The organism is Streptomyces sp. NPDC048523 (assembly GCF_043199815.1).
Taxonomy (GTDB): Bacteria; Actinomycetota; Actinomycetes; order Streptomycetales; family Streptomycetaceae; genus Streptomyces.
The window spans coordinates 163,150-187,769 of record NZ_JBICWQ010000007.1; the positions used below are offsets into that span (position 1 = coordinate 163,150).

A 24,620-nucleotide genomic window follows, 5' to 3' on the forward strand; every position below is an offset into this window, starting at 1 on the left:
GGTGCGTGGTGGTGGCTCGCGCAGTTCCCCGCGCCCCCGGGGAGTCATCTGGTCGCGCCCCTCATGAAGCCGTTGTAGATGAAGCGCTGCAACGACAGGAAGACGATCAGGGTCGGCAGGATCACCAGGACCGCTCCGGCCGAAATGACCTCCCAGTGGGCCCCGTACGGGCCCTTGAAGCGGAACAGCGACGTCGAGATCACGCCAAGATCCTTCGAGGGCATGTACAGGAACGGGATGTAGAAGTCGTTGTAGACGGTGATGCCCTTCACGATCACCACGGTCGCCGTCGCCGGCTTCAGCAACGGAAAGATGATCTTCCGGTAGATCGTGAAGGCGTTGGCGCCGTCCAGGCGAGCCGATTCGTCCAGGGAGATCGGGATGGAGCGGACGAACTGCAGGAAGATGTAGATCGAGACGATGTCCGTGCCCATGTAGAGGGCGATCGGTGCCCACAGCGAGTCGAACATGCCGAAGCTGTTGACGATCTGGAACGTCGCCACCTGGGTGGTGACGCCGGGCACCAGGGCGGCCGTCAGGAAGAGCGCCACCACCAGCTTCTTGAAGCGGAAGGTGAAGCGGTCGATGGCGTAGGCCGTCATCGAGCCGATGAGGACCGTGCCGCTGACCGAGACCAGCAGGATGATCGCCGTGTTGGTGAAGGCGGAGAGCATCCCGCCGTCCTGGAACGCCGCCACGTAGTTGTGGAAGTTCAGCGGGTCGTGCGGAAGGTCGAGGGCGCCGCTCGTGTTCGCCATCTCCTTCTCCGACTTGAGGGAGGTCAGCAGGACGACCACGAGCGGGAGCAGGACCACCACCGTCGCGGCGATCAGCGACAGCTGGACCAGGACGCGGGCGATCGTACGGCGGGTCATACGAGGTCCACCTTGTCGTCGGGGACCAGGCGCCGCTGCACCCAGGTCACCAGCAGGATGATCAGCAGGAGGACGACGGCGGCCGCCGAGGCCAGGCCCGTCTTGTTGAAGCGGAAGGCCAGGTTGACCGTCTGGATCACGAAGGTCTCGGTGCCGGTCGCGCCGCCGGTCATGATGTACGGGATCTCGAAGACCGACAGCGAGCCGGAGATCGAGAGGATCACCGTCAGCGTCAGGATCGGTTTGATGCCCGGCGCGATGATGTGGCGGAACTGGTGCCAGCGGCCCGCCCCGTCCAGCTCCGCGGCCTCGTACAGCTCCCCCGGGATGGACTGGATCGCGCCCAGGAAGAGGACGAAGTTCAGGCCCAGGTAGCGCCAGACCGAGACGCCGGCCAGCGAGGTGTTCGCGGAGGCCGGGGTGCCGAGCCAGGCGTGGTCGGTGTGGACGCCGAACAGGCTCAGCACCGAGTCGAGGGTGCCGCCGTCCTGGAAGAAGTAGAGGAACACGAACCCGATCGCGACCCCGTTGATCAGGTACGGGAAGAAGAGCACGCCCTTGAAGAAGTTCCGGAAGCGGACGTTGAAGCTCAGAACCGTCGCGAAGTAGAGCGCCAGGATGATCTGGACCGCGGAGGCGGCCAGGTAGTAGCCGCTGACCCAGAAGACCTCGAAGAGATCCGGGCGGGTGAACACCTCCTGGTAGTTCTCCGCGCCCGTGTAGTGCAGCACGGGGCTGACGCCGTCCCAGTCGGTGAAGCTGTACGCGAGCATGTTGACGATCGGCGCGTAGGTGAAGGTGATCAGCAGGGCCAGCGGGGCGATCAGGAACAGCCAGGGCGTGAGGCGCCGCCATGTCCGGGTCCGGCGCGAGGCGGGCTCCGGGACGGGGGCGGCCGGGATCACCTCCACGGCCGCCTTCTGTGTGGTGTCCGTCATCAGGACCCCAGGTTCTTCTGGGCATCCGTCCAGCGCTTGCTCAGATCGGCGAGGAAGCCGTCGAGACTGCCCTTGCGGGCTCCGCGGGCGAGGTCGACGAGGTTCTGGCGGTACTCGGGGGCGTAGATGCCCACTTCTGAGTCGCTGTCCACCTGCTTGACCCGGGCGCCCTTGGAGTCGTCCACCTCGATGAGCTTCACGCCCTGCTCCTCGTACGGCTTGAGGACCTCGGGCATGGAGGCGTTCTTCAGCGGCGAGATCGCCAGGTTGTCCTTCCCGTACGTGGACTTGTCGGTGAACCAGTCGATCCAGGCGCGGGCGGCCTCCTTGTACTTGGAGTGGACGTTGACGGCCTGGTTGTAGTCCGGCGCGACGGTCGCGCAGAATTTGCCGTCCGTCTGCGACGGGAAGGGCATGAAGCCGATGTCGTCGGGGTTCACCCCGGCCTTCCTGGCGGCGTCCTGGAACTGCACGATCGCCCAGGTGCCGAGCCACTGCGTGGCGATCTCGCCCTTGGCGGTGCGGGGCTTGGACTCCTCCCAGTTGCTGGTCGTGGGGTCCTTCTCGACCAGGCCCGCCTTGACGATGTCGTGGAGCAGGGTGTCACCGACGCGCAGGTCGGCGCCCTCGGCCCACGGGTCGCCCTCGGCGAGCTTGGTGGTGGCCTGCGGATCGCAGTGCACGGCGCCGTCGACGGACGTCCACGAGGTGAGCGTCCAGCCGGCCGCGAAGTTGGTGTAGTACGGGATCGCGTCGGTCCTGGCCTTGATGGCCTTGAGGTCCTGGAGGAACTCGGCCGGGGTGGTGGGCCATGCGGTGACCCCGGCTTCCTTCCAGATCCGCTTGTTGTAGAGGAACCCGGGGGCCACGCCGATCGGGCTCTGCCCGTAGACCTTGCCGTCGACGGTGGTGTAGTCGGTGAAGCGGTACTTCTTGCCGCGCTCGGCCTCGGTGCCCAGCGAGGCGAAGAACTTCGGGTAGTCGGCCTTCTTGATGACCGCGGGGATCAGCAGGACGTCACCGTAGTTCTCGGTGTTCATCCGGATCTTGACCTCGGCCTCGTAGTTCGTGAGGGCCTCGAACTCCACCTTGACCTTGGGGTAGGTCTTGTTGAACTCGGCGGCGTACTTCTTCATCGTGCCGTCCTGCACGAGGTCGGTGCGGACGGTGAGGACCTTGATGGTTCCGGAGACCTTTGACGGGTCGTCAGGGGCCTTGGCGTCGGCACCCTTCGACGAGCCTCCGGTGCCGGTGCACCCCGGGATCAGCAGGGCGGCTCCCACGGCCATGGCCAGGACTGTACGGCGGTTCATGTGCATCAGCTCCGTTCACGGGACGGACGAGCACGAGCGGGTTGGCTGGTTCGGTACTCTGACAACGTTTTCTTAACCGGTAAAGTCCCTATCTCGCCAACGATGGCAGCGGTACCAAAAAGCTTCCGCAGTACTGGACTTGATCGGTTTAGGGAGTGGGGACATGCTTCAGGCCACACCGCTCACCGACGGATGGATCCTGCGGCACGAAGGGGGTGCGCTGCCGGCCGTCGTGCCGGGCTGTGTGCACACCGATCTGCTGGCCGCCGGAGTGATCCCGGATCCCTTTCTCGGGCGCAACGAGAACGAGGTCGCGTGGGTGGGGCGGCGGGAGTGGACCTACGAGCGCGACCTGGCACCCACGAACGGGCATGAGCAGACCGACCTCGTCTTCGACGGTCTGGACACCGCGGCCGAGATCCTGCTCGACGGCCGACTCCTGGGCCGGACGAGGAACATGCACCGCTCGTACCGCTTCGACGTGACCGGCATGTCCGGGCGGCTCGCCGTGCGGTTCGTCTCCGCGTACGCCGAGGCCGAGGCGGTGCGCGGGAAGCTGGGCGAGCGGCCCGGCGCGTATGCCGAGCCCTATCAGTACCTCCGTAAGATGGCCTGCTCGTTCGGCTGGGACTGGGGGCCCACGCTGGTGACGGCCGGGATCTGGCGGCCGGTGCGGCTCGAGCGATGGTCGACGGCCCGGATCGCCCGGGTACGGCCGCTGGTGACCGTCGAACAGGGCGTGGGCGTCGTGGAGTTGGCGGTCGACGTGGAGCGGGCCAGGGTCGAGGCACCGCTGACGGTGGAGGCCTCCGTGGGCGGGGTACGGGGACGCGCGGCGATCGACGGGACCTCGGGGACCGTACGCCTTGAGGTGCCGGACGCGCGGCTGTGGTGGCCGCGCGGTTACGGTGAACAGCCGCTGTACGACGTGGAGTTGACGCTGCTGCACGAGGGCGGTCCGCTGGACGTGTGGCGGCGCCGGGTCGGCTTCCGGAGGGTCGAGCTGGACCGGTCGGCCGATGAGCACGGCACCGGGTTCTGTCTGGTCGTCAACGACGAGCGGCTCTTCGCGCGCGGCGTGAACTGGATCCCGGACGACGTGTTCCCCTCCCGGATCACCCGCGAGCGCTACCGGGAGCGGCTCGGGCAGGCGGCCGGCGCGGGCGTCGATCTCGTGCGGGTCTGGGGCGGGGGGATCTACGAGAGCGAGGACTTCTACGACGTCTGCGACGAACTCGGCCTGCTGGTCTGGCAGGACTTCCCCTTCGCGTGCGCGGCCTATCCGGAGGAGCAGCCGCTCAGGGGTGAGGTGGAGGCGGAGGCCCGGGAGAACGTCGTACGGCTGATGCCGCATCCCTCGCTCGCGCTGTGGAACGGCAACAACGAGAACCTGTGGGGATTCCGGGACTGGGGCTGGGAGGCGCGGCTCGCCGGGGACTCCTGGGGCGAGGCGTACTACCTGGGCGTACTGCCGCGGGTGGTGGCCGAGTTGGACCCCACGCGGCCGTACACGGCGGGCAGTCCCTGGTCCGGGTCGTGGGAGCACCATCCGAACGACCCGGCGCACGGGACGCACCACTCCTGGGAGGTGTGGAACCGCCTCGACTACGCCGGGTACCGCGAGGACGTCCCGCGGTTCGTGGCCGAGTTCGGGTGGCAGGCACCGCCCGCGTACGCGACGCTCGCGCGTGCGTTGCCCGGGGAGGAGCTCGCCGCGGACTCCCCCGGTGTGCTGCACCACCAGAAGGCGGACGACGGGAACGGCAAGCTCCGACGCGGCCTGGAGCGCCATTTCGTGTTCCCCGAGGGGGACTTCGACCGCTGGCACTACCTCATGCAGGTCAACCAGGCGCGGGCCGTGGCCGCCGGGATCGAGCACTGGCGGTCGCACTGGCCGGTGTGCGCGGGGACGGTGGTGTGGCAGCTCAACGACTGCTGGCCGGTGACGTCCTGGGCGGCCGTCGACGGGGACGGACGGGAGAAGCCGCTCTATCACGAGCTGCGGCGACTGTACGCGGACCGGCTGCTGACGGTTCAACAGCGTGAGCAGGGGCGGGTGTTGGCCGTCGTCAATCAGGCGGGCGAGCCGTGGGCGGGGGTGCTGCGGCTACGACGGATGTCGGTGGACGGCGAGGTGATCGGCGAGACCGAGGTGGCGTTCCGCGCGGACCGGCGGGGGGTCACGGAGGTGGCGGTACCGGCGGAGCTGGAGCCGGTGGGGGCGAAGGAGTTCCTGGTGGCGGACGCGGGGGGAAGCGGCGGTCCGGGGCGGAGCGGGGAGGCCGGCGGGGCTGCGAGCCGGGGGGTCGGCGCGGGGAGCGGCGCGGGTGCGGGTCTGGGGGCGGGTGCGGGTGCGGGTGCGGGTGCGGATCAGGGGTCAGGCACGGGTCGAGGCTCGGGGGCGGGTCAGGGCTCGGGCTCGGGCTCGGCTCAAGGCTCGGGCGCGGCTCAAGGCTCGGGCTCGGGCTCGGGCTCGGGCTCGGCTCAAGGCTCGGGCGCGGGATCCGGCGGCCTGGATTCGGAAGCCGCCGCGGGAACGGGCCAGGACCCGGAAGCCGCCGCGGGCGCGAGCCAGGACTCGGGCGCGGGCCAGGGGGCAAGCACGGCTCAAGGCTCGGGCGTAGGCCAGGGCTCGGGCCGGAGCCTCGGCGCGGGAACCGGCGCGGGCGCGGGTCAGGGGTCGGGCGCGGCTCAAGGCTCGGGCTCGGGCTCGGGCTCGGGCTCGGGCTCGGGCTCGGGCTCGGCTCAAGGCTCGGGCGCGGCTCAAGGCTCGGGCTCGGCTCAAGGCTCGGGCGCGGGATCCGGCGGCCTGGATTCGGAAGCCGCCGCGGGAACGGGCCAGGACCCGGAAGCCGTCGCGGGTGCGGGCCTGGACTCCGAAGCCGCCCCGGGCGCGGGCCAGGACTCCGCGGGCGGCCAGGTCACGGAGGCGCTCAGGGCCCTGTACTTTCCCTCTCCCGATCGTGACATTCCCTATCCCAGGCCCGAGTTCGACGTGTCCGTGGCACCCGGCGCCGTGACGGTGACCGCGCGCACCCTCGTGCGGGATCTGTTGCTCCAGGCCGACCGGCTGGATCCGGCGGCGCGGGCCGACCGGGGGCTGGTGACGTTGTTGCCCGGGGAGCGGGTGACCATCGGGGTCAGCGGCTGGGAGACTCCTGACGCGGATGCCGCCCGGTCCGCCCTGTACTGCCTGGAGCCCGGCCGATGACAGCCCAGCCGGCCTCGCGCGTCACGATCAAGGACGTCGCCGCGCGCGCCGGCGTGTCGAAGGGGGCCGTGTCGCTCGCCTTCAACCACAAACCGGGGCTGTCGGAGGCGACCCGGGACCGGATCTTCCAGGCCGCGCGGGAGCTGGGCTGGGCACCGAACCTCACGGCACGCACGCTGGCCGGGTCGCGGGTGGACGTGGTGGGGCTCGCGATCTGCCGGCCGGCGCGGCTGCTGGGGCTCGAACCCTTCTACATGGAGTTCGTGTCGGGTGTGGAGAGCGTGCTGATCGAGCGGAACTGCTCGCTGCTGCTGCGGCTCGTGCGGAACGTGGAGGAGGAGGTCGGGCTCCAGGAGTCGTGGTGGCGGGGACGCCAGGTCGGGGGGTCGATCCTGGTCGACTTCCGGGCGGACGATCCGCGTGTCGCGGCGGCCGAACGGCTGGGGATGCCGGTGGCGGCCGTAGGGCACCCCTCCCTCACCGGCGGTCTCACCTCCGTGTGGACCGACGACGCGACCGCCGTGACGGAGGCCGTGCGGTATCTCGCGGCGCTGGGACATCGGCGGATCGCCCGGGTCGGGGGTGCGGCGGCGCTGGGGCACACGGCGATGCGGACGGCCGCGTTCGACGACGCGGCGCGCGGGCTCGGGCTGGCCGGGGCCTGGCAGGTGACCACCGACTACTCGGGAGAGGCCGGAGGGCGGGCCACCCGGTCCCTGCTGACCTCCCCGCCGACGGACCGGCCGACGGCGATCGTCTACGACAACGACATCATGGCGGTGGCCGGGCTGTCGGTCGCCGCGGAGATGGGCCTGCACGTCCCGCGCGACGTCTCGCTGCTCGCCTGGGACGACTCCCAGCTGTGCCGGCTCACCCATCCCACGCTCTCCGCGATGAGCCACGACGTGCACGGATTCGGTGCCGAGGCGGCGCGGACCCTGTTCGGAGTAATCACCGGCGAGGGACCCGGCTCGCACCCCGTACCCACTCCGGTACTGACACCGCGGGGTTCCACGGCGCCTCCCGCGGTGTGACCTTCGCCGCTCCCTCCCCCAGGACTGTGCAGTCACGTTACTCATAAGTAGCATGGGTCCTGAGCGCGCGCTCAGCGCATCGCAGCAGTGCAGATCCCGCATCTGGAGGAGAGCCATCGTGCCTCGTACCGTCAGGGACGTCGTCTTCGTCGACGGCGTCCGCACCCCGTTCGGCAAGGCGGGCCCGAAGGGCATCTACCACGAGACCCGCGCCGACGACCTCGTCGTGAAGGCGATCCGGGAGCTGCTGCGCCGCAACCCGGGTCTCGACCCCAAGAAGATCGACGAGGTCGCCGTCGCCGCGACCACGCAGATCGGTGACCAGGGGCTCACCATCGGCCGTACCGCCGGGATCCTCGCCGGTCTGCCGCAGTCCGTACCCGGTTACTCCATCGACCGCATGTGTGCCGGCGCGCTGACCGCCGTCACCACGGTGGCCGGTTCCGTGGCCTTCGGGGCGTACGACATCGCCATCGCCGGCGGTGTCGAGCACATGGGCCGCCACCCCATGGGCGAGGGCGTGGACCCGAACCCGCGGTTCGTGAGCGAGAAGCTGGTCGACGAGTCCGCCCTGTTCATGGGCATGACGGCGGAGAACCTGCACGACCGCTACCCGACGATCACCAAGCAGCGCGCCGACGAGTACGCCGTGCGCTCCCAGGAGAAGGCCGCCAAGGCGTACGCCAACGGCAAGATCCAGGCCGACCTGGTGCCGATCTCGGTGCGCCGCACCAACCCGGAGGCCGGTGAGACCGGCTGGGGTCTGGTGACGGCCGACGAGCCGATGCGTCCCGGCACCACCCTGGAGAACCTCTCCGGGCTGAAGACGCCGTTCCGTGTGCACGGCCGGGTGACCGCGGGCAACGCGGCCGGTCTGAACGACGGCGCCACCGCCTCCCTCATCGCCTCCGAGGACTTCGCCCGCGAGAACGACCTGCCGGTGAAGATGCGCCTGGTGGCGTACTCCTTCGCGGGTGTCGAGCCGGAGGTCATGGGCTACGGCCCGATCCCGGCCACCGAGAAGGCGCTCGCCCAGGCGGGCCTGTCGATCTCCGACATCGGCCTGTTCGAGATCAACGAGGCCTTCGCCGTCCAGGTCCTGGCCTTCCTCGAGCACTACGGCATCGCGGACGACGACGCGCGCGTCAACCAGTACGGCGGCGCGATCGCCTTCGGTCACCCGCTGGCCTCCTCGGGTGTGCGTCTGATGACGCAGCTGGCCCGTCAGTTCGAGGAGCAGCCCGAGGTCCGCTACGGCCTGACCACCATGTGTGTCGGCTTCGGCATGGGCGCGACGGTCATCTGGGAGAACCCGAACCACAAGGACGCCGGAGGCAGCAAGTGAGCACCACGGAGCTTTTGAAGGGTGCGGCCGAGCTGTTCCCGGACGAGGTCGTCACCCAGGCGCACGTACGCCACCTGGACCTGCCGTTCAACGCGGGGCGCTTCGCCCTCATCACGCTGGACAACGGCTTCGACCACACCAAGCCGACCACCTTCGGCCCGGCCTCGCTGGCGAACCTGAACACCGCCATCGACCAGGTCGAGAAGGAGGCCGCGGCCGGCGAGATCGTCGGTGTCGGCATCACCGGCAAGCCGTTCATCTTCGCCGTCGGCGCGGACCTCAAGGGCGTCGAGCTCCTCAAGGAGCACAAGGACGCGCTCGCCATCGGCAAGGGCGGCCACGAGGTCTTCAAGCGCCTCGCGGGCATCGCGGTACCGACCTTCGCGTACTACAACGGCGCGGCGATGGGCGGTGGCGTCGAGGTCGGTCTGCACTGCACCTACCGCACGGTCTCCGCGGCCCTGCCCGCCTTCTCGCTCCCCGAGGTCTTCCTCGGGCTGGTCCCCGGCTGGGGCGGCTGCACCCTGCTGCCGAACCTGATCGGCGCCGAGAAGGCCGTCTCCGTCATCATCGAGAACTCCCTCAACCAGAACAAGCAGCTCAAGGGCGCGCAGGTCTACGAACTGGGCATCGCCGACGCGCTGTTCGAGGGCGCGGACTTCCTGGAGCAGTCCCTGCTGTGGACGGCGTCCGTCCTCAAGGGCGAGATCGTCATCGACCGTCCGGCGATCGACCGCGGTGAGGCCTGGGACCAGGCCGTCGCCAAGGGCCGCTTCATCGCGGACTCGAAGGTGCACGGGGCCGCTCCGGCCGCCTACCGTGCCCTCGACATCATCGCCGCCGCCAAGAACGGCGACCTCCAGCAGGGCTACGACGCCGAGGACCAGGCCCTCGCCGACCTGATCATGGGTGGCGAACTGCGCTCCGGCATCTACGCGTTCAACCTGGTGCAGAAGCGTGGCAAGCGTCCCGCGGGCGCTCCGGACAAGAACCTGGCCCGCCCGGTCACCAAGGTCGGTGTCGTCGGCGCCGGTCTGATGGCCTCCCAGCTCGCGCTGCTCTTCCTGCGCCGCCTGGAGGTGCCGGTCGTGCTGACCGACATCGACCAGGAGCGTGTCGACAAGGGTGTGGGCTACGTCCACGCCGAGATCGAGAAGCTGCTCGGCAAGGGCCGTATCAACCAGGACAAGGCCAACCGCCTCAAGGCCCTGGTCACCGGTGTGCTGGACAAGGCGGAGGGCTTCTCCGACGCGGACTTCATCATCGAGGCCGTGTTCGAGGAGATCGGCGTCAAGCAGCAGGTGTTCGCGGAGGTCGAGGCGGTCGCCCCGGCGCACGCGATCCTCGCCACCAACACCTCCTCGCTGTCGGTCTCCGAGATGGCGTCGAAGCTGAAGAACCCCGAGCGGGTCGTCGGTTTCCACTTCTTCAACCCGGTCGCGATCCTGCCGCTCCTGGAGATCGTCCGCGGTGAGCAGACCGACGACGCGTCGCTGGCCACCGCCTTCGCCGTCGCCAAGAAGCTGAAGAAGACCGCGGTGCTGGTCAAGGACGCCCCGGCGTTCGTCGTGAACCGCATCCTCACCCGCTTCATGGGCGAGATCCAGAACGTCATCGACGAGGGCACCCCGGTCGACGTGGCGGAGAAGGCGGTGGAGCCCCTGGGCCTGCCGATGTCTCCTCTCGTCCTCCTGGAGCTGGTCGGTCCCGCGATCGGTCTGCACGTCTCGGAGACCCTCAACCGGGCCTTCCCGGACCGCTTCACGGTCTCCCCGAACCTCGCGGCCGTCGTCAAGGCGGGCAAGCGCGGCTTCTACGTCTACGACAGTGGCAAGCCCGAGCTCGACCCCGAGGTCGCGGCGCTGCTCAAGCAGGGCGATGTGGTCCTGTCCGAGGAGCAGGTCCGCGAGCGCGTCCTGGACGCCGTGGCGCAGGAGATCGGGCTCATGCTCGACGAGGGTGTCGTCGCCGAGGCGCAGGACATCGACCTCTGCCTGATCACGGGCGCCGGCTGGCCCTTCCACCTGGGCGGCATCACGCCGTACCTGGACCGCGAGGGTGTCTCCGAGCGCGTGAACGGCAAGAAGTTCCTGGCTCCGGGCGTGGCGTCGGTCCCGGCGTAACGGTTCGTACGGCTGTGAAGAGGGCCTCCGCTCCGGACTTCCGGGCGGGGGCCCTCTGGCGTTCGGTCCCGGCGAGAACGGCGGAGGCCGCTTCGAGGCCCACGTACCCGGAACCGGGCCGTCAGACCTCCTGCCAGGCCGCCAGTGCCAGGCCCGGCTCGTCCTTCTGACGGGCGATCCGGAGGTCGCCGTCGGGGGTCACCGTGGCGGCCACGATACGGCCATCCGCGTCCTCGGCGAGGGCCACGGCCGTGCCCGCGGGCAACTGCGGCCCGGACTCCGTCCACCACAGGCCCGCCGACTCCTGCTCGGTCGGACAGGCGGCGAAGGCCACCCGGCCGGAGGCCGAACGCTGGGCGAGCAGCGTGCAGTCGTGGCCCTCGAGGGTGCAGCGCAGCAGGGCCGCCGGGCCGGGGCCGGCCGCCGCCAGCAGCGGGGTGGGCTCGGTGTCCGGACGCCAGGCGTAGAGCATGCCCTCGGGGTCCGCGAAGAACAGGGTGATGTGCTCCTTCGAGGTGGGCAGCGCGCTGAGTGTGCCCGGCTCGACGCGCACCGGCAGCGGGTCGGCGGGGACGGGAGGCGCGCCCGCCTCGCCCTGGCGCCAGCGCAGGACGCCGGCCGGGTCGGTGCCGTACAGCTCGATCCGGCCCGACTCCCCTGTCACGGCGGTCAGTTGCTCGTGCACGCCGGTTCCCCCGAGGTCGGCCCAGGCGTTCCAGCCGCCGCGCTCCTTCTGGATGAGGGCGTGCACACCGTCGCCGCGGTTGCGGACGAAGACATGCGCCCGGCCCTCCGCGTCGACGGCCACGGCGGGTGTGCCGGTGCGCGCGCCGGCTCTGTCGGGGTGGCCGACCGGACTCCAGTCGAGGGCGGCGAGGTGGACGCGGAAGTGCGTGGAGTGGACCAGGCCCGACTCCTTGCCCTTGGTGGGCCGCCAGGCGGCGAGGTGTGCGTAGCCGTCGGGCCCGTGTCCCACGGCGAGGCCGGGGTGCAGGCGCTGCTCGCCGCCGACCTTGCGCCAGGGCAGCCAGGTGTCGCCGCCCGGGCGGCTCTCCGCCCTGCACCACACCGCTTCGTCACGGGTGACGTAGACGCCGAGTCGGCCGTCGCGGGCGCGGATGAGCCAGTCGCCGTTCACTGTACGGACCATTGACACGGGTCCACTCTAATCGGGCTGTTGGCGCCGTCTTCGGGTGGGCCGGTCGTGGGACGCTGGGGGCATGAGTGACGTGCTGCTGGTCGTCGTGGATGCCGCGAATGTCGTCGGGTCGGTACCGGACGGATGGTGGCGGGACCGGCGGGGGGCGGCGGAGCGGTTGCGGGACCGGCTGGCGGTGGACGGGGTACCGGGGCGGGACGGGGCGGTGGAGATCGTGCTGGTGGTGGAGGGGGCGGCTCGGGGGGTGGAGTCCGTACCGGGGGTCCGGGTCGAGTCGGCCGCGGGGAGCGGGGACGACCGGATGGTGGAGCTGGTGGCACAGGCCGGTGAGCGGCCTGTGCTGGTGGTCACCGCGGACCGTGAACTTCGGCGGCGGGTCGGCGAGTTGGGAGCGGAGGTGGCGGGGCCGCGGACGGTTCGGCCGTGAGCGCGTTCCGATGTACGCCGTTGTGCCGTCCGGAGGTGGGTGCAGCCACCTGCCTGGCTGCACCCCCCCGGGTCACTCCGTCTTGCCGGCCGTCGTCGCCCTGCTCCGGCCGAGGCGGCTGTGGCTGCGGCCGTAGAGGAAGTACACGGCGAAGCCGATGACCATCCAGATCGCGAACCGCAGCCAGGTCTCGGCCGGGAGGTTGAGCATCAGCCAGAGGGAGGCCGCCACCGACAGGATCGGGATGAACGGCACCCACGGCGTGCGGAAGGCGCGGGGCAGGTCCGGGCGGGACCTGCGGAGGATGATCACGCCGATGGCGACGACCACGAAGGCGAACAGGGTGCCGATGTTGACCAGTTCGGCGAGTTCGCTCAGGGGCGTGAAGCCGGCGACGATCGCGATGATCACGCCGAGCAGGATGGTCGGGCGGTGCGGGGTCCTGAACTTCGGGTGGACGTGCGAGAAGAACGTGGGCAGCAGTCCGTCGCGGCTCATCGCGAAGAACACCCGGGTCTGGCCCAGCAGCAGGATCATGCACACCGTCGTGAGACCGACCGCGGCGCCGAAGCTGATGAAGCCGGCGAACCAGGGGTGGCCGGTGGCCTTGAAGGCGTCCGCGAGCGGGGCCGTGATGGACAGGTCGGTGTACTTCTGCATGCCGGTCACGACGATCGACACGGCCACGTAGAGGGTCGTGCAGATGAGGAGGGAGCCGAGGATGCCGCGGGGCATGTCGCGCTGCGGGTTCCTGGTCTCCTCGGCGGCCGTGGCGACGACGTCGAAGCCGATGAAGGCGAAGAAGACGACGGAGGCGGCGGTGAAGATGCCCATCACGCCGAAGTTGGAGGGCGCCCAGCCGAACATCAGCTGGATCAGCGGTGACTGGAGACTGTCACCGGCCGGCACGTCCTTCGCCTCGGGGACGAACGGGTGGTAATTGCCGCTCTTGACGAAGAAGGCACCGGCGACGATCACGGTCAGGACGACCGCCACCTTGATGGCGACGACGATCGAGGTCACGCGCGCGGAGAGCTTGGTGCCGAGGACGAGGATGCCGGTGAGCACCAGGACGAGCGCGGCGGCGAGGATGTCGAAGCCGAAGCCGTGGGCCCCGTCGCGGCTGCCGAGCGCCGCCGGCAGATGCCAGCCCGCGTTGTCCAGCAGCGAGGCGATGTAGCCGGACCAGCCGACGGACACCACCGCCGTGCCCAGCGCGAACTCCAGGACCAGGTCCCAGCCGATGATCCAGGCGGGCAGTTCACCGAGGGAGGCGTAGGCGAAGGTGTACGCCGACCCGGCCACCGGGACGGTGGAGGCGAACTCGGCGTAGCAGAGCGCGGCGAGCGCGCAGACGACGCCGGCCACGACGAAGGCCAGGGCGACCGCCGGGCCGGCGTTGTTCCTGGCGACGGTGCCGGTCAGGACGAAGATGCCGGTGCCGATGATGACACCGACGCCGAAGACGGTCAGATCCAGCGCGGACAACGACTTCTTGAGCGCGTGCTCTGGCTCCTCGGTGTCGAGGATGGACTGCTCGACCTTCTTCGTCCGGAAGAGGGTGCTGCTCACGGGTACCTCCCACGCTGTGTCGTCCCCGACATGATCGAGAGGGGGCGTAGGTCGTATGCCCCGGCACGGGCGGATTCACGCGAACGGGCCGGTGACACCACTGCCAAGAGTGGTGTCACCGGCCCGTACGGCCGAGCTGGGAAGGCGCTAGTCGCGGGCGGGCTCCGCCTCGGCGGGGGCCCTGTCGTACCGGCCGTCCAGCTTCGAGACGAGACCCGTGACCTGGCGGGCGATGTCGGGCGCGGTCAGCCCGATCTCGGCCATGATCTCGGCGCGGGACGCGTGGTCGAGGAAGCGGGGCGGGATGCCGAAGTCGCGCAGCGGGACATCGACGCCCGCGTCGCGCAGGGCCTGTGCGATCGCCGAGCCGACTCCGCCGACACGGCTGTTGTCCTCGACGGTGACGACCACGCGGTGCCGCTCGGCGAGCGGGGCCATGGCCTCGTCGACGGGCTTGACCCAGCGCGGGTCGACGACGGTGGCGGAGATGCCCTGCTTGTCCAGCAGTCCGGCGATCTCCAGGCACATCGGGGCGAGGGCGCCGATGGAGACGAGGAGCACGTCGGGCCTGTCCGTCCCCGGCTCGCGCAGGACGTCCATGGAGCCGACGGTGCCCACGGCGGGTACGGCGGGGCCGACGACGCCCTTGGAGTAGCGCAGCACCGTCGGCGCGTCGTCGACCTGGACGGCCTCGCGCAGCTGGGCCCGCAGTTGCTCGGCGTCGCGCGGGGCGGCGAGCCGGAGCGTCGGCACGACCTGGAGCATCGACATGTCCCACATGCCGTTGTGCGAGGCGCCGTCGTCGCCGGTGACACCGGCCCGGTCGAGCACGAACGTCACGCCGCACTTGTGCAGGGCGACATCCATGAGGACCTGGTCGAAGGCGCGGTTCAGGAAGGTGGCGTAGACGGCGAAGACGGGGTGCAGGCCGCCGGTCGCGAGGCCCGCCGCGGACACGGCCGCGTGCTGCTCGGCGATGCCCACGTCGTAGATGCGGTCGGGGAAGGTGTCCGCGAACTTCTTCAGTCCGACCGGCTGGAGCATCGCCGCGGTGATGGCGACGATGTCCTCGCGCTCACGGCCGAGCTTGACCATCTCGTCGCCGAAGACGGAGGTCCAGCTGGCGGCGGAGGCCTTCACGGGCAGGCCGGTGTCGGGGTGGATGGGGCCGATGCCGTGGAAGCGGTCGGCCTCGTCCTGCTCGGCGGGCTTGTAGCCGCGGCCCTTCTCGGTGAGGCAGTGCACGATGACCGGGCCGCCGAACCGCTTGGCGCGGGCCAGCGCCGACTCCAGCGCCTCGATGTCGTGGCCGTCGATGGGGCCGACGTACTTCAGGCCGAGGTCCTCGAACATGCCCTGGGGCGCGATGAAGTCCTTGAGGCCCTTCTTGGCGCCGTGCAGGGTCTCGTAGAGCGGCCGGCCGACGACCGGGGTGCGCTCCAGGAGGTCCTTGCCGCGGGCCAGGAAGCGCTCGTAGCCGTCGGTGGTGCGCAGGGTCGCGAGGTGGTTGGCGAGGCCGCCGATGGTCGGCGCGTAGGAGCGCTCGTTGTCGTTGACGACGATGACGAGCGGACGGTCCTTGGCGTCGGCGATGTTGTTCAGCGCCTCCCAGGCCATACCGCCGGTCAGGGCGCCGTCACCGATGACGGCGACGACGTGGTCGTCCCGCTTGAGGACCTGGTTGGCTTTCGCGAGGCCGTCGGCCCAGCCGAGGACGGTCGAGGCGTGGCTGTTCTCGATGACGTCGTGCTCGGACTCGGCGCGCGAGGGGTAGCCGGACAGCCCGCCCTTGGAGCGCAGCTTCGAGAAGTCGTGGCGCCCGGTGAGCAGCTTGTGCACGTACGACTGGTGGCCGGTGTCGAAGAGGACCCGGTCCTTGGGCGAGTCGAACACCCGGTGCAGGGCGATGGTCAGCTCGACCACACCGAGGTTGGGGCCGAGGTGGCCGCCGGTCTTGGAGACCGCACCGACGAGGAAGCTCCTGATCTCCTCCGCCAGCTGGTCCAGCTCCTCGAGGCTGAGCCGGTCCAGATCGCGCGGTCCCCTGATACGGGTCAGCAGCGGCACCCGTGCCTCCTTGCGTTAGAGCTGATCGAGCTTTGCCGGGCGGGTCGAGTCTAATGTTCTGCGAGAACAATCTTGCCCGGCACCTGGTGGGTGCCGGGCAAGAGGGATCGACCTGAAGGGTGCGACCAGGGGCTATCCGCGTCCCGCCGCCTTCTGAGACCTGCGCGACACCGAGTCGATGACGACCGCGCCCAGCAGAACACCACCGGTGATCATGTACTGGATCGAGGCGTTCATGTTCAGCAGGTCCAGACCGGTCGTGATGGACTGGATGACCAGCATGCCCAGGAGGGCGGACCACACCGAACCGCGGCCGCCGAACAGGCTCGTACCGCCGATGACGGCCGCCGCGATGGCGAGCATCAGGGTGTTGCCGCCGCCGGCGCTGAGCGTCGCGCTCGCGGTCTGACCGGCGAAGAACATACCGCCGATCGCCGCGAACCCGCCGGAGATGGCGAAGACGGTGATCCGGACCATCGGCACGTTGATACCGGCACGACGGGCGGCCTCGATGCCGCCGCCGACCGCGAAGACCTTGCGGCCGTACGTCGTACGCCGCAGCACGAAGTCCACGATCACCAGCGCCGCCAGGAAGATCACCAGCGAGTTGGAGACACCGTTCGCGTTGTTGAGCACGGCCGCGGCCACGAAGGACGCGACGGCGAGCGCGCCGACGCGCAGCAGGATCTCGCCGGTCGGCCGGAAGGGCACGCCCGCGGCCTTGCGACGCCGCTGCTCGCCGAAGTTGCCGACGAGGGTCAGCACGACGGCGAGGCCGGCCAGCAGGTACCCGCCGATGATGGCCTGGTCCATGAAGAAGGAGTTCTGGCCGAGCAGGTGGATCGGACCCGAGTCGGACGGGATGTTGATGGTGCCGCTGGAACCCAGCAGCCACAGCATCAGACCGTTCCAGCCCAGGAGGCCTGCCAGAGTGACGACGAATGCCGGCACCCCGATCTTGGCGAAGAACCAGCCGTGCAGTGCGCCGATGGCGATGCCGACGAGAATCGCCAGGAGCAGCGCGAGCCAGGCGTTCATGCCGTGCTGCACCACCCACACGGCGAACAGGGTGGAGGCCAGGCCGCTGACGGAGCCGACCGACAGGTCGATCTCGCCGAGCAGCAGCACGAACACCAGGCCGATGGCGATCATGCCGGTGGCCGACATGTAGTAACTGATGTTGGAGAGGTTGTCGGCGCTCAGGAAGCGGTCGTTCTTGAACTGGAAGATCGCCCAGATGACGATCAGGCCGATCACGACCGGCAGGGAGCCCAGCTCACCGCCCTTGACCTTGCGGGTGAACTCGGTCCAGTAGCCCTTGAGGCCCTCTTCGCGGACCAGCAGCCGGGGGTCGACCACCGAGACCGGCGCGGCGGTGGGATCGTCGGCGGGGGCGACCGTGGTCTGGCCCTTCGTCGCGGCGTCCGCCTTGGAAACCTTGGATGTGTCGCTCACTTCGCGGCCTCCGTGCTGCGACGCCCCGCGCGACGGGTCACGGCGTTGTCCGTGGCACCCGTGATCGCGGAAATGATCTCTTCCTGACTGGTGTCCTTCACCGAGAAGGAACCGTTGTTCCTGCCCAGCCGCAGCACGGCGACGGTGTCGGCGACTGCCTTCACGTCGGCCATGTTGTGGCTGATGAGGATGACGCCGAGGTTGCGCTCGCGCAGCCGCTCGACGAGGTCGAGGACCTGTGCGGTCTGCTCGACACCGAGGGCGGCGGTGGGCTCGTCCAGGATCACGACCTTGGGGTCGCCGATCAGGGCGCGCGCGATGGCGACGACCTGGCGCTGACCGCCGGAGAGGCTCGCGATCGGGATGCGCACACTCGGGATGCGGATGGAGAGCGTGCTCAGCAGCTCGCGGGCCTTCTGCTCCATCGTGACCTCGTCGATGATGCCGCGGCGCAGCAGCTCGCGTCCGAGGTAGAGGTTGCCGACCACATCGAGGTTGTCGCACAGGGCGAGGTCCTGGTAGACCGTCGCGACGCCGAGTCCCTGGGCGTCGTGCGGCTTGTTGATGCTGACCGGGTTGCCGTCCCACTCGATGATGCCCTCATCGATGGGGTGGACACCGGCGATCGTCTTGACCAGCGTGGACTTTCCGGCGCCGTTGTCGCCGACAAGGGCGACCACTTCACCGGCGTGGACCTCCAGTTCGACATCGGTGAGGGCCTGCACCGCACCGAATCGCTTGGAGACTCCGCGCAACGCCAGCACGGGCGTAGCGGACACGTGAACCATCTCCTTCGCCGCCTGACCGGCGGGGATGCCGCGCTATGGGTAAGGCGCGGAGGGGTCGTACGCACGGCACTCGGCTCGTAGCACTCGACTGACGAGTTGTGCCGTTGGTACGCATTTACTAGTCGAACATGCGCGCGGCCGATGCCTCTTGGCAACGGCTGCGTCCGCCATGCTTCCGTCCGGCGCCCGCCCCGCAGCGGGGTATGAAGGCGGTGCGGGCGCCGGACAGGCTCTGTGCCTGCCTGTCGGGGCGGGTCCGTCGAAGGACTCGCCCCGAGGGCTCAGCGGCTCTTACTGAAGGCCGGCCTTCTTGCACGCGGCGGCGTAGTCCGCGGTGCAGATGTCGGTGACCTTGTACAGACCGTCCTTGACGACCGTGTCGTTGATGTTCTTGACGGTCACCGAGACGGGGGTCAGCAGCTTCGCCTGGACCTTGTCGCCGGAGCCGCTGGTCACCGTGGTGTCGGCCAGGGACTTGATGTCCTTGCCCTGCAGCAGGTTGACCGCGAGCTCGGCGGCGGTGTCGGCCTCCGGCTTGTAGGCCTTGTAGACCGTGGCGGACTGGGTGCCGGCGACGATCCGCTGGATGGCGGCGAGCTCGGCGTCCTGACCGGTCAGCGGGATGGTGCTGATGCCCGCGCCCTTGAGGGTGTTGGCGATACCACCGGCCATGCCGTCGTTGGCGGCGTAGACGCCCGCGATGTTCTTGGCGCCCAGCTGGGTGATGGCCGCGGACACCTTCTGCGCGGCGACGGTGTCCTTCCACAGGCCGGACTGCTCGTAGGCGATGTCGACCTTGCCGTCGAGGACCTTGTGCGCGCCTTCCTTGAACTGCGCGGCGTTCGGGTCGGCGTCGTCACCGTTGATCATGACGACCTTGGACTTCGGGGTCGCCTTGGAGCCGAGCGCGTCGAGCAGGGCCTGACCCTGGAGCTCGCCGACCTTGACGTTGTCGAAGGAGACGTACGCGGAGACCGGGCCCTGGGCCAGACGGTCGTACGCGACGACCTTGACGCCCTTGCTGACCGCGGAGGCGATGGAGGACTTGATGGCCGCGGAGTCCTGCGCGGAGACCACGATCACCTTGACGCCCTTGGTGACCATGCTGCTCATCTGCTGGGCCTGCTTGGCCGGGTCGGCCGCGGCGTTGGCGTAGGAGACGGTGCAGTCGCTGCACAGCTCCTTGACCTTGGCCACGAAGTACGGCTTGTCGAACTTCTCGTACCGCGCGGTGACGTTGTCGGGCAGGAGCAGGCCGATCGACTTGCTGCCGGAGCCGGAGCTGCTGCTGTCACTGCCGCTGTTGTCGTCGCCGGCCTTGCCGCAGGCGGCGACCGAGACGGCGAGAGCCGAAATCGCTACGGACACGGCGGCACGACGCATGAGCGTGTTCACTTGAGAAACCTCCCTGACGAGGCCGCGTCGTTGCGGCCGAGGTGGCTGGAAGTCAACTCGGCCGCACGTGCGACGTCAAGAAGTAAATACTTAACGAGATGGCAACGGCGTCCTGCGTTCTCTAAGTGAAGGCAGGTGCCGCCGCATGCAGCGTGCTGTCCAAAAGGGTCGAATCGCCCATCTCGCTGAGGGCGAGAGCGAGCGCTCCGAGCACCTCCGCGCGACCTCCAAGTGCCCCTGGAAGCACGCTCAGTTGACGTGCCGCACTGGGGATCGCATAGCGGCCGACGGACTCCCTGATCGGCCCGAGCACCAGCTCACCGGCCTCGGCGAGATCACCGCCCAGGACGACTCGGCTCGGGTTCAGCAAGTTGCAGAGATTGGCGACTCCACTGCCGATGTGTCGGCCGACGTCGGCGATCACCCGACGGCAGCCAGGGTCTCCGTCCCGTGCGAGTCGAACAACGCCTTCCATGGTGAGATCGGTGCCGTGGCTGGACTGGAGCAGCGGGAGCACATAGCGCGCGGCCGCGAAGGTCTCCAGGCAGCCGCGGTTGCCGCAACGGCAGACGGGGCCGGACTCATCAAGAGTAATATGCCCGATTTCTCCCGCTGTGCCACCCGGGCCGCGGTAGATCTTGCCCTGGATCACCAGACCGGCGCCCACACCGCTCGCAACCTTGATGTACGCCAGGTCGCGCACCCCCCGGCCACTGCCCCAGACGAGCTCACCGAGGGCGCCCAGGTTGGCGTCGTTGTCCACGTGGACGGGCACGCCGAGGCGCCCCCCGAGCTCCTCGGCGGGCTTGGTGCCGATCCAGCCCGGCAGGATGGCGGAGGAGCCCAGGGAGCCGGATTCCAGGTCGATCGGGCCGGGCACGCCGAGGCCCACGCCGGCGATCTTCGAGCGGTCCACGCCGGTCGCCTCGATCAGCCTGCTGACCAGCTGTTCCGCCCGGTCGAAGCCCTGACTGGAGGAGGCGTCCACGTCCAGCGGCTCGGACTCCTCGGCGAGCACCTGATGGGCGAGGTTCCCGATCGCGACGCGCAGATGGGTGTGCCCGAAGTCCACCCCTATGACGATGCCCGCGTCTCCGCTCAGGGAGACCGCGCGGGCCCGCCGGCCACCCGCCGAAGTGGGCGTGACCTCGACGGTTCCGCCGTCCTTGAGCTCACGGACGATGTTGGAGACGGTCGCGGCGGACAGTCCCGTGGTCCGGGCGATCTCCGCCTGCGTGAGGGACCCGGCCAGCCGGACGGCCCGTACCACCCGCTCCAGGTTGGCTCGGTGCAGCGACGACTGCGACCCCGGAGTCTCCACGACGACCTCCTGCGCGCGGGGACCGCATCGATGAGGCCCCGTCTATGTCCAACTAGTGAACTCTAAGCTGAGCCGTTCGGGTCGCCTCCCGTCAAGAGGTTGAACACTATCCGGGGTGTAGGGCACACGTGAGCGCACCGTCACCGAAGGCGGGGACGGTGCGCGTGCGTGCGCTCGCGCAGCGCTACTTCAGGGTCGCCGAAGTCAGCCCCGCCTGCACCTGGCGCTGGAAGGACAGGTACACCACCAGCATGGGGATCATCGCGATGGTCACCCCGGCGAAGAGCACGGGCAGGTCCGACGCGTATCCCATCTGCTGCTGGAGCTGGATCAGGCCCTGGGTCAGCACATAGCGCTCCGGATCATCGCCGCTCTGGGGCTGCATCAACACCGTGGGAAGGATGAACTGGTTCCACTGGCCCAGGGTGTTGAAGATGCCGACACTGATCAGTCCCGGCTTCGCCATGGGCAGCATGACCTGGAAGAAGGTCCGGGTGTGCGAGGCGCCGTCGAGGACCGCGGCCTCGAAGACGGCCGTCGGCAGCGTCCGGAAGAAGGCGTGCATGAAGAACACCGTGAACGGCATCGAGTAGGCGACGTACACCAGGATCAGCCCCTGGTAGGTGTTCAGCATGTCCAGCCGCTTCACCATGAAGAACAGCGGGACCAGGGCCAGGAACACCGGGAACATCGCGCCCGCGACGAAGAAGAAGTACAGGAACCTGTTGCCCCAGAACTGGTAGCGGGCCAGGACGTAGGCGGCCATGGAGCCGAGCAGCATCGTCAGCGGCACCGAGAAGACCAGCACGATGACGGTGTTCAGGAAGTAGTCGCCGATGCCCTTGTCCCAGGCCCGTCCGAAGACGTCGAGGGACCAGTTCTGCGGCCAGCCGAAGGCCGAACCGCCGATCTGGACATCGGTCTTGAAGGAGCTGAGCACCAGCCACAGCAGTGGCAGCACGATCAGCAGGGCCCACAGCGCGAGGAACCCGTGCGAGAAGGCGTTCAGGACGACGCCCTCGCTGCGCTCGCTGCCGGGGCGGGCCGGGGCCGCGCCCGTGGCCCGCTGTGCCGGGACGGCGGCGGTCTCCTTGATGGGTGCGCTCATCGTCGTATCTCTCCCGCTCAGAACTCGACGCGGTCGCGGCGGGTGGCACGCAGCATGACCACGGACAGGACCAGGGTGAGCAGCAGCATGACGACGCCCATCGCGCAGGCGTATCCGCTCTTGCCGAAGTACTGGAAGTTGCGCATCATCACCGTCGACATCACGTCGCTGTGATGGTCGGGGCCGCCGCCGTAGGCGCCCATGTTCTGGGTCATCGACGACACCAGCACGAACATGTCCATCGCGACGATGCCCAGATAGACCCAGGCGGTCTGCACGGTGTCCCACAGCAGTGGCAGCGTGATGCGGAAGAAGGACTGGTTGCGGCCCGCGCCGTCGATGAGCGCGGCCTCGTAGATGTCCCTCGGAATGGACTGCATGGCGGCCGAGAACAGCACCAGGTAGAAGCCGACTCCGTGCCACACCACGGCGATGACCAGCATCCACAGCACCAGGTCGGGCTCGTTGAGCCATTCCATCGGATTCTCGGCGGAGACCAGGCCGAGTTTGATCAGGATTCCGTTGAGGAGTCCGCCGCCGTCACTGCGGTACACCGCGTTGAACAGCACGGCCACGATCGCCAGCGAGAGCACCTGGGGAAAGAAGTAGACGACCTTGTAGATCTGCGATCCGGCGACTCCCCGCACCCCGCCGGCCCTGCTGCGGCCTCCCGCGTTCAGCATGAACGCGAAGAACAGGGCGAGCAGAATGGTGATCACCGGGATGAAGATCAGGAACAGGATGTTGTGCCAGATCGCCTGCATGAAGACGTCGTCCTGGAACAGCGCCTTGTAGTTGTCCAGGCCGATGAACTTGAACGTCTGCGACTGCCCCTTCCAGTCGGTCAGCGAATAGCCGATCGTCTGGATGTAAGGCCAGATCACGAAGATCAGATAGAGCGACACGGGAGCGAGGAGAAATCCCGCGACGAACCTGTACTGCCCTTTGTGCATTGGCGATTCCTGCCCCTGGGGTCCTTTCCCGGGCCGGAGCACTCCGGCCCGGGAAACGGCGTTGCGGTCAGTCCCGGTGGTTCTTCTTGGAGGCCGGGTCCTTGGCCTGCTTGTCGACCGCGGCCTGGGCCCGCTTCAGCCACTCCTTCGGCTGGATGCGCTTGGCCATCAGCTCGTTGGACGCGGCCTCGATCGCCGCTCCCATCTCGCTGTACCACTCGGTGTACAGGTAACGGAAGGTGTCGTCACCGGCCGCCTTCGAGGCCTCGACGGTGGACTGGGTGCCGGGGCGCAGCTTCACGCTCGGGTCCACGCCGTCCTTGAGGATGGTGAGGGAGTTGGCCTCCTTGGCGAAGAGCGTGGACCACTCCTTGGAGAGCATGTGCCGCATGAACTCCTTCGCGCCCGCCAGGTTCTTGGCCTTGGCCGGGATGATGAAGGGCTCACCGGAGCCGGCCCGGATCGCCTCGAAGGGCAGCGCGCTGTCGGGCAGCAGCGGCATCGGCATGAACTTCATGTCGAAGTCCGCCGGCGTCTGCTTGAGCTGCTCGTTCTCCAGCCAGGAACCGCAGGTGATGAAGGCGGCCTTGTACTGGTTCCAGCGGGTCTGGGACTCGGTGTGGGTGAGGCCGTTGGTGCCCGGCATCAACAGACCCTTCTCCACCACCTCGTAGATCGCCTCGACGCCGGCCTGGGCCGCGTCCGAGCCGACGAAGGCCTTCGGGTCGAGGTTGTCGATCGCCTTCATGGCGTCCAGACCGCCCTTCTTGGCGATCAGGTCCATGATGGCGACGTTGATGTAGTACGGGTACTTGCCCTGGTGGGCGAGGCCGCCGATGCCCTGCTTCTTGGCGTCCTGGCAGACGGCGAGGAAGTCGTCCCAGGTCTTGGGCTCCTCCCAGCCCTTCTCCTTGAAGAGCTTGCCGGAGTACCACAGGCCCCAGACGGTGTAGATGTAGTTGAGGGCGACGACCTTGCCGCCCTGGAGACCCGCGTCGAGGGTCCCCGGGATGATGAGGTCGCGGACCTTCTTGCTCGGGTCGTCGATCGCGGGCGCGTCCAGAACCTCGGCGAGATCGAGCAGCTGCCCGTTCTTGTAGAGGACGTCGACCTTGATCTGCTGGGCGCCGGAGTCGTCGACGATGTCCGGTGGGTTGCCCGCGTTGAAGCGCGGCTGGAGCTTTCCGGTGATCTCCTGGGTGCCGGTGTGGGTGGAGGTGATCCCGAGCTTCTTCTGGAAGTCGGCTTCCCACGCCTTGGCGTAGTCGTCGCCGTAGCCGCCCTTGAAGATCACGACGTCGAGCTTGCTGCCCTTCGCCGCGCCGAAGGGGTTGTCCTTCGAGGCGGTGCCCTTGGTGCTGTCGTCACTCGAATCGTCGCCGCCGCCGCTGGCGCAGGCGGACAGAAACCCGGTCGCGGGAACGGCGGCCAGTCCGAGCGCGGCGGACCGCTTGATCAGATCGCGGCGGCCGACACCTTCATCACCGTGGCTGTCTGCGGAAGTGGATCCCATGCTCAAGTCCTCGCCTTCTCCAG

The 24,620-nt window shown here is 68.9% G+C and carries 18 protein-coding genes; 5 read left to right on the forward strand and 13 right to left on the reverse strand.

Going from position 1 to position 24,620, the window contains the following annotated elements; all coding sequences use genetic code 11:
- Window positions 1–44: 44 nt before the first annotated feature.
- Genes ACGFWE_RS32910 through ACGFWE_RS32920 form a run of 3 tightly spaced genes read right to left on the reverse strand, consistent with a single transcriptional unit; the run spans window position 45 to window position 3,126 of the window.
- Entirely contained in the window at window positions 45–875 is an 831-nt protein-coding gene (locus ACGFWE_RS32910; protein WP_352382089.1) for a carbohydrate ABC transporter permease, read from the reverse strand.
- The gene (locus tag ACGFWE_RS32915; RefSeq protein WP_393603667.1) at window positions 872–1,813 is read right to left on the reverse strand and encodes a carbohydrate ABC transporter permease; all 942 of its coding nucleotides are present in this window, start codon (window positions 1,811–1,813) and stop codon (window positions 872–874) included. Before ACGFWE_RS32915 ends, ACGFWE_RS32910 begins: the two co-directional genes overlap by 4 nt.
- Window positions 1,813–3,126 (reverse strand): extracellular solute-binding protein, encoded by a 1,314-nt coding sequence (locus ACGFWE_RS32920; RefSeq protein ID WP_393603669.1) that lies wholly within the window; start codon window positions 3,124–3,126, stop codon window positions 1,813–1,815. The genes ACGFWE_RS32915 and ACGFWE_RS32920 overlap by 1 nt, the downstream gene beginning before the upstream one ends.
- 163 nt (window positions 3,127–3,289) lie before the next feature.
- Between ACGFWE_RS32920 and ACGFWE_RS32925 the strand changes: the two genes are divergently transcribed.
- From ACGFWE_RS32925 to ACGFWE_RS32940, 4 genes are all read left to right on the forward strand, one after another.
- Entirely contained in the window at window positions 3,290–6,337 is a 3,048-nt protein-coding gene (locus ACGFWE_RS32925) for a glycoside hydrolase family 2 protein (protein WP_393603671.1), read from the forward strand.
- A complete protein-coding gene (locus ACGFWE_RS32930; RefSeq protein WP_393603673.1) occupies window positions 6,334–7,371 on the forward strand; it encodes a LacI family DNA-binding transcriptional regulator in 1,038 nt (345 codons plus the stop codon). The genes ACGFWE_RS32925 and ACGFWE_RS32930 overlap by 4 nt, the downstream gene beginning before the upstream one ends.
- A 118-nt stretch (window positions 7,372–7,489) precedes the next feature.
- Complete coding sequence (locus ACGFWE_RS32935; RefSeq protein ID WP_393603675.1) at window positions 7,490–8,716, forward strand: thiolase family protein; 1,227 nt, start codon at window positions 7,490–7,492, stop codon at window positions 8,714–8,716.
- On the forward strand, window positions 8,713–10,839 hold the full coding sequence (locus ACGFWE_RS32940; protein WP_393603677.1) for a 3-hydroxyacyl-CoA dehydrogenase NAD-binding domain-containing protein: 2,127 nt from the start codon (window positions 8,713–8,715) through the stop codon (window positions 10,837–10,839). Before ACGFWE_RS32935 ends, ACGFWE_RS32940 begins: the two co-directional genes overlap by 4 nt.
- 121 nt (window positions 10,840–10,960) lie before the next feature.
- Here ACGFWE_RS32940 and ACGFWE_RS32945 read toward each other — a convergent pair whose 3' ends face one another.
- Window positions 10,961–11,989 carry a hypothetical protein gene (locus ACGFWE_RS32945; RefSeq protein ID WP_393603679.1) on the reverse strand — a complete coding sequence of 343 codons (1,029 nt, stop codon included), beginning with the start codon at window positions 11,987–11,989 and terminating at the stop codon, window positions 10,961–10,963.
- 70 nt (window positions 11,990–12,059) lie between these two features.
- On the opposite strand from ACGFWE_RS32945, the gene ACGFWE_RS32950 reads away from it, so the two are divergent.
- The gene (locus ACGFWE_RS32950; protein WP_393603681.1) at window positions 12,060–12,425 is read left to right on the forward strand and encodes an NTP pyrophosphohydrolase; all 366 of its coding nucleotides are present in this window, start codon (window positions 12,060–12,062) and stop codon (window positions 12,423–12,425) included.
- 72 nt (window positions 12,426–12,497) lie between these two features.
- On the opposite strand, the gene ACGFWE_RS32955 is transcribed toward ACGFWE_RS32950, so the two are convergent.
- The 9 genes from ACGFWE_RS32955 to ngcE form a co-directional block, all read right to left on the reverse strand.
- Complete coding sequence (locus tag ACGFWE_RS32955) at window positions 12,498–13,997, reverse strand: amino acid permease (RefSeq protein WP_393603683.1); 1,500 nt, start codon at window positions 13,995–13,997, stop codon at window positions 12,498–12,500.
- Between the two features lie 147 nt (window positions 13,998–14,144).
- On the reverse strand, window positions 14,145–16,064 hold the full coding sequence (dxs, locus tag ACGFWE_RS32960) for a 1-deoxy-D-xylulose-5-phosphate synthase (protein ID WP_393603685.1): 1,920 nt from the start codon (window positions 16,062–16,064) through the stop codon (window positions 14,145–14,147).
- Between the two features lie 132 nt (window positions 16,065–16,196).
- Window positions 16,197–17,519, reverse strand: a complete 1,323-nt coding sequence (locus tag ACGFWE_RS32965) for a sugar ABC transporter permease (protein ID WP_352382106.1) — start codon at window positions 17,517–17,519, stop codon at window positions 16,197–16,199.
- Complete coding sequence (locus ACGFWE_RS32970) at window positions 17,516–18,307, reverse strand: ATP-binding cassette domain-containing protein (protein WP_393603687.1); 792 nt, start codon at window positions 18,305–18,307, stop codon at window positions 17,516–17,518. Before ACGFWE_RS32970 ends, ACGFWE_RS32965 begins: the two co-directional genes overlap by 4 nt.
- A 291-nt stretch (window positions 18,308–18,598) precedes the next feature.
- Window positions 18,599–19,690 (reverse strand): substrate-binding domain-containing protein, encoded by a 1,092-nt coding sequence (locus ACGFWE_RS32975; RefSeq protein WP_352382557.1) that lies wholly within the window; start codon window positions 19,688–19,690, stop codon window positions 18,599–18,601.
- A 133-nt stretch (window positions 19,691–19,823) separates the two neighbouring features.
- The gene (locus tag ACGFWE_RS32980; RefSeq protein WP_352382109.1) at window positions 19,824–21,023 is read right to left on the reverse strand and encodes an ROK family transcriptional regulator; all 1,200 of its coding nucleotides are present in this window, start codon (window positions 21,021–21,023) and stop codon (window positions 19,824–19,826) included.
- Window positions 21,024–21,207: 184 nt separating this feature from the next.
- The gene (locus ACGFWE_RS32985; protein ID WP_352382111.1) at window positions 21,208–22,131 is read right to left on the reverse strand and encodes a carbohydrate ABC transporter permease; all 924 of its coding nucleotides are present in this window, start codon (window positions 22,129–22,131) and stop codon (window positions 21,208–21,210) included.
- A gap of 17 nt (window positions 22,132–22,148) precedes the next feature.
- Window positions 22,149–23,084, reverse strand: a complete 936-nt coding sequence (locus tag ACGFWE_RS32990; RefSeq protein ID WP_393603690.1) for a carbohydrate ABC transporter permease — start codon at window positions 23,082–23,084, stop codon at window positions 22,149–22,151.
- A 67-nt stretch (window positions 23,085–23,151) separates the two neighbouring features.
- Complete coding sequence (gene ngcE / locus ACGFWE_RS32995; protein ID WP_393603692.1) at window positions 23,152–24,597, reverse strand: N-acetylglucosamine/diacetylchitobiose ABC transporter substrate-binding protein; 1,446 nt, start codon at window positions 24,595–24,597, stop codon at window positions 23,152–23,154.
- Between the last annotated feature and the right edge of the window lie 23 nt (window positions 24,598–24,620).

Coding starts and splice junctions, on each gene's coding strand:
- ACGFWE_RS32930 (WP_393603673.1), top strand. CDS start 6,334: ATGACAGCCCAGCCGGCCTCGCGCGTCACGATCAAGGACGTCGCCGCG.
- ACGFWE_RS32950 (WP_393603681.1), top strand. CDS start 12,060: ATGAGTGACGTGCTGCTGGTCGTCGTGGATGCCGCGAATGTCGTCGGG.
- ACGFWE_RS32975 (WP_352382557.1), bottom strand. CDS start 19,690: ATGCGTCGTGCCGCCGTGTCCGTAGCGATTTCGGCTCTCGCCGTCTCG.
- ACGFWE_RS32985 (WP_352382111.1), bottom strand. CDS start 22,131: ATGAGCGCACCCATCAAGGAGACCGCCGCCGTCCCGGCACAGCGGGCC.
- ACGFWE_RS32915 (WP_393603667.1), bottom strand. CDS start 1,813: ATGACGGACACCACACAGAAGGCGGCCGTGGAGGTGATCCCGGCCGCC.
- ngcE (WP_393603692.1), bottom strand. CDS start 24,597: ATGGGATCCACTTCCGCAGACAGCCACGGTGATGAAGGTGTCGGCCGC.
- ACGFWE_RS32990 (WP_393603690.1), bottom strand. CDS start 23,084: ATGCACAAAGGGCAGTACAGGTTCGTCGCGGGATTTCTCCTCGCTCCC.
- ACGFWE_RS32925 (WP_393603671.1), top strand. CDS start 3,290: ATGCTTCAGGCCACACCGCTCACCGACGGATGGATCCTGCGGCACGAA.
- ACGFWE_RS32920 (WP_393603669.1), bottom strand. CDS start 3,126: ATGAACCGCCGTACAGTCCTGGCCATGGCCGTGGGAGCCGCCCTGCTG.
- ACGFWE_RS32970 (WP_393603687.1), bottom strand. CDS start 18,307: ATGGTTCACGTGTCCGCTACGCCCGTGCTGGCGTTGCGCGGAGTCTCC.
- ACGFWE_RS32910 (WP_352382089.1), bottom strand. CDS start 875: ATGACCCGCCGTACGATCGCCCGCGTCCTGGTCCAGCTGTCGCTGATC.
- ACGFWE_RS32945 (WP_393603679.1), bottom strand. CDS start 11,989: ATGGTCCGTACAGTGAACGGCGACTGGCTCATCCGCGCCCGCGACGGC.